The sequence below is a fragment of the Treponema sp. genome (assembly GCF_017430385.1).
Lineage (GTDB): Bacteria > Spirochaetota > Spirochaetia > Treponematales > Treponemataceae > Treponema_D.
The window spans coordinates 1-4130 of the sequence record NZ_JAFRNB010000186.1; the positions used below are offsets into that span (position 1 = coordinate 1).

Here is a 4130-nt window from a genome sequence, read left to right on the forward strand (position 1 = left end):
GATGACTTGGGGCTTTATTACAAAATCGGGCTCACAACAGACTTTACAGGAAAACTCTTCAACGAGATGTACAACTGGCTGGGCTTTTCACAAGACAAACTCAACGATGTTGTTCTAACGCCGTCTTATGTTGCTTCATTCTTGGCTCGCCTTGCCCGCGTCAACAAAGACAGCTATGTTTGGGATTTTGCAACAGGTTCGGCGGGACTTCTTGTTGCTGCGATGAACATAATGATTGACGACGCGAAAAAAAGCATTCAGAGCCCCGACGAGTTCAAGAGAAAAGAGGCGTATATAAAGGCGAACCAGCTTTTGGGACTGGAAATCCTGCCGTCAATCTATATGCTGGCCATACTGAATATGATTTTGATGGGCGACGGCTCTTCAAACATCTTGAACAAAAACTCTCTGACCGACTTTAACGGTAATTACGGCTTTAAGGAAACATCTGGTTTCCCGCGCATCAGCGAGAAATTCCCTGCAACAGCTTTTGTGTTGAATCCACCTTATTCTGCGAGCGGTAACGGAATGGTCTTTGTTGAAAAGGCTCTTTCTATGATGGACAAAGGATATGCGGCAATCATTATTCAGAACAGCGCGGGAAGCGGAAAAGCAGCGGAATACAACAAGCGCATTTTGAAACATTCAACGCTTCTTGCTTCCATCAAAATGCCGATTGACTTGTTCGTGGGAAAATCGAGTGTGCAGACGAATGTGTATGTTTTCCGTGTGGGCGAGCCACATCAAAACGACGAACTTGTAAAATTCATAGACTTCTCAAACGACGGCTACACAAGAACCAACCGTAAAAAAGCCAGCATAAATTTGCGTGACACCGACAGGGCAAAAGAACGCTATGACGAAGTTGTGAATCTTGTGCGCTTTGGAAAAAGCAAACTCAATATTTTTACAGAAAAAGAATACTATGAAAACACGATAGATGCAGAAAACGGAGCGGACTGGAACCAGAGCGCACCAGTGGACACAAAACCAACACTTGCCGACTTCAAGAAAACTGTTGCCGATTATCTTGCATGGGAAGTTTCCAACCTTTTGAAAAATCAAGCAAACGGAACAGACGGAGAAAGCGGCTTGGGAAAATAGATGCCCCGCTTGGCGAAAAGTTGCAGGCGGTCAAGTGGGGCGAATACAGGCTCGGCGATTTGTTTGAAGCACAAACAGGTGATGTAGATTTACAGCAAAAAGATTGCAATGACAAAGGCGAATATTTAGTTAATTCAGGTTTGGATAATTGCGGAATTAAAGGAAGAACGGACCGCCTCGCTAAGGTATTCCCAGCAAACACGATAACTGTAGATTTTTGGGGAAATGCTTTCTATCGCAATTTCAAATATAAAATGGCGACCCACAATCATGTATTTTCACTTTCGGGAAAGGTTATAAAAAATGAGAGTGTCGGTATTTTTATTGCCACACAGTTCTCTTACATGAGGAAACTATTTTCATTTGATTACATGGGAACATGGAACAAAATAAAAGAACTAAAAATACTCCTTCCCACCACCTCAAACAACGAAATCGACTTTGATTTGATGGAGAGCTTTATACGCGAACTCGAAGAGGAGCGTATACGCGAACTTTCCGCTTACCTAACGGTAAGCGGAATTGCCGACGCTACGCTTACGGCAAATGAGCGCTACGCGCTCGAATGTTTTGATAAACTGGAATGGAAAGAATTCAATGTTACTGATGTATTCAGTGTCAAAAACACACATAATATTCTTTCATCTGAGATAAAAGAAAACTCTGGTAAAATTCCGTATCTTTGTGCCAGTGCAGAAAATAACAGTGTAAGTTCGTATATTTCGTATAATGCGGATTTCTTGGAGAAGGGAAATTGTATTTTTATCGGCGGTAAGACTTTTGTTGTCAGTTATCAGAAAGATGATTTTTTCTCAAACGACAGCCACAACCTAGCTTTGTATCTTAAAAATTTTAAAGCAGATAAATCGAACCAGCTTTATCTTGCGACTTGCATAAGAAAAAGTCTTGCCCACAAATACAGCTGGGGAAATAGTATCAGCAACGCAAAAATCAAGGGCGATAAGGTTATGCTTCCAGTCCGAAGCAATACGCCAGATTATGAAGCGATGCAGGATTTCATCAGCGCAGTGCAGAAACTGGTTATCCAGGATGTGGTGAAGTTTACGGATGGGAAAATAGAGGCCACAAAGAAAGTAGTGAAAAAAGAAGTTGAATATAAACTTGATGAAAATAAATCAGTTTTGAAGGTTGCAGAATCATCAGATTATAAGAGTTATAAGAGTTCTCTGCATTAGGGATTGGAGCACCGCCGAAGGCGTTCGTAAGCAACCGAAGGTTGCGTCGAATGGAGCGAGAGCGGAAGTGCGCAAAGCCCGGCGGCAGCGAAGCTGACGCAATGCCCAAAAAAGGCTTTGCAGATGTAAAAACATATCTGAACAGTGGCAATGTGTGGCCTTTTGCTACGGCCCGCTTGGAGAACAGGTTGTGTTTTTTATGGAGCGCTAGTGATAGGGAAATAAAAATGAAAATCAGAAAATCAACAGAACAGGATTTTAACCGCATTATGGAGATTTATGCCTTTGCGCGTGAATACATGAAAACGCATGGAAATCCAAATCAGTGGGGCCCTACAAACTGGCCGCCTGAGGAACTTATTCACAATGATATAAAAGAGGGAAACTCTTATGTCTGCCTTAATGAAACTGAACAGGTTATCGGAGTTTTTTATTTTATATCTGGAAAGAATATAGAACCAACTTACAAAAATATTTCAGAAGGCGCATGGGCGGGTAGTGATACTTATGGTGTCGTTCATCGTCTGGCTGGAGATGGTTCGGAAAAAGGAATTGGTGCCTTCTGCATTGATTGGGCTTTTTCAAAATGCGGCAACCTTCGCATAGATACCCATGGAGATAATATCGTTATGCAGAATCTTTTAAAGAAACTAGGATTCAACCACTGTGGGACAATCTATGTTGAAGAGGATAATTATCCCAGACTTGCATTTGAAAAATTTTGAGCGATAGAGGAATAAAAATCATGAAACTTTTAGTCATTGATATACAGAAAGGAATAACGGATGAACGGCTTTATAACTTTGAGCACTTCATTCAGAATACGGTAAGGATTATTAATGCGGCTCGTCAGAACAATGTTGAAGTGATTTATGTTCAGCACGATGATGGCGAAGGCAGCGGTTTTTCTGTCGGCGATGAGGATTTTGAAATCGCAAATCAGGTTACTCCTCTTGAAGGAGAAAAAATCTTCATAAAGACCATAAACTCTTGTTTTGGAAACAAGGAACTTACAGAATATTTGAATGGCGAAGACACTCTGATGATTGTTGGCTTGCAGACAAACTTCTGCATTGATGCGTCCGTAAAATCAGCTTTTGAAAGGGGATTTAATGTTGTCATTCCTGCAGAAACAAACTCAACATTTTCAAATGACTATATGGATGGCGAAACTACTTACAAATATTACAATGAAATGATGTGGCCTAAACGTTTTGCAAAATGTATTTCTGTGGATGAAGCTATAGAAATGCTGAAGGGAAAAATGTAATGACCTCCACAAAAGAATATCTTGATTTTGTATTAGAACAGCTTTCTCTTTTAGATGATATTGAAAACAGGGCAACGTTGCCCTTTCTAAACCTCCGCCAACAAGGCTCTGTCTTTTTGGATTATTTGCCAAAGACCGATGTTCTCTAGACTCTTTATTATTTTTTTACATGTTCTTAACAATTTTTACATTGGAACTTAACACAACTCCTGTAGATTTAGGACATCTTAATAAAGAGATTAAAATCTCAAGGAGTTATTATGAAAATCAATCTACAGAAAATGATTCTTGGAGCAATTTTGGCTACATCGATTTGTTCGGTTTATGCTGCTCCAAAATTTAAAAGCAAGAAATCAATTACAGTTTTGAGTCGGGAAGACGGATCTGGAACGCGAGGTGCTTTTATTGAACTTTTTGGTATTGAAAAAAAAGATACATCAGGTAAAAAAGTTGATTACACAACTGATGAAGCAGCCATTACAAATTCTACAGCTGTAATGCTTACAAGTGTTGCCGGCGACAATTATGCAATCGGTTATGTTTCTTTAGGTTCATTGAAC

Annotated in this window: 5 protein-coding genes and 1 pseudogene; all 6 read left to right on the forward strand. The window is 40.1% G+C overall.

The window, feature by feature from the left end; translation table 11 throughout:
* Nucleotides 1-1104 (forward strand): HsdM family class I SAM-dependent methyltransferase (locus IJJ71_RS14715; protein WP_296848100.1); only part of this gene is annotated, 1104 nt, incomplete at its 5' end.
* Nucleotides 1035-2300 carry a restriction endonuclease subunit S gene (locus IJJ71_RS14720; RefSeq protein ID WP_296848102.1) on the forward strand — a complete coding sequence of 422 codons (1266 nt, stop codon included), beginning with the start codon at nt 1035-1037 and terminating at the stop codon, nt 2298-2300. The genes IJJ71_RS14715 and IJJ71_RS14720, both read left to right, overlap by 70 nt.
* Before the next feature lie 227 nt (nt 2301-2527).
* Nucleotides 2528-3025 carry a GNAT family N-acetyltransferase gene (locus IJJ71_RS14725; protein WP_296848104.1) on the forward strand — a complete coding sequence of 166 codons (498 nt, stop codon included), beginning with the start codon at nt 2528-2530 and terminating at the stop codon, nt 3023-3025.
* Between the two features lie 20 nt (nt 3026-3045).
* The gene (locus IJJ71_RS14730) at nt 3046-3570 is read left to right on the forward strand and encodes a cysteine hydrolase family protein (RefSeq protein WP_296848106.1); all 525 of its coding nucleotides are present in this window, start codon (nt 3046-3048) and stop codon (nt 3568-3570) included.
* A complete protein-coding gene (locus IJJ71_RS14735; protein ID WP_296848108.1) occupies nt 3570-3719 on the forward strand; it encodes a hypothetical protein in 150 nt (49 codons plus the stop codon). Before IJJ71_RS14730 ends, IJJ71_RS14735 begins: the two co-directional genes overlap by 1 nt.
* Before the next feature lie 111 nt (nt 3720-3830).
* Nucleotides 3831-4130 (forward strand): annotated as a pseudogene (locus IJJ71_RS14740) (substrate-binding domain-containing protein); the annotation flags it as partial.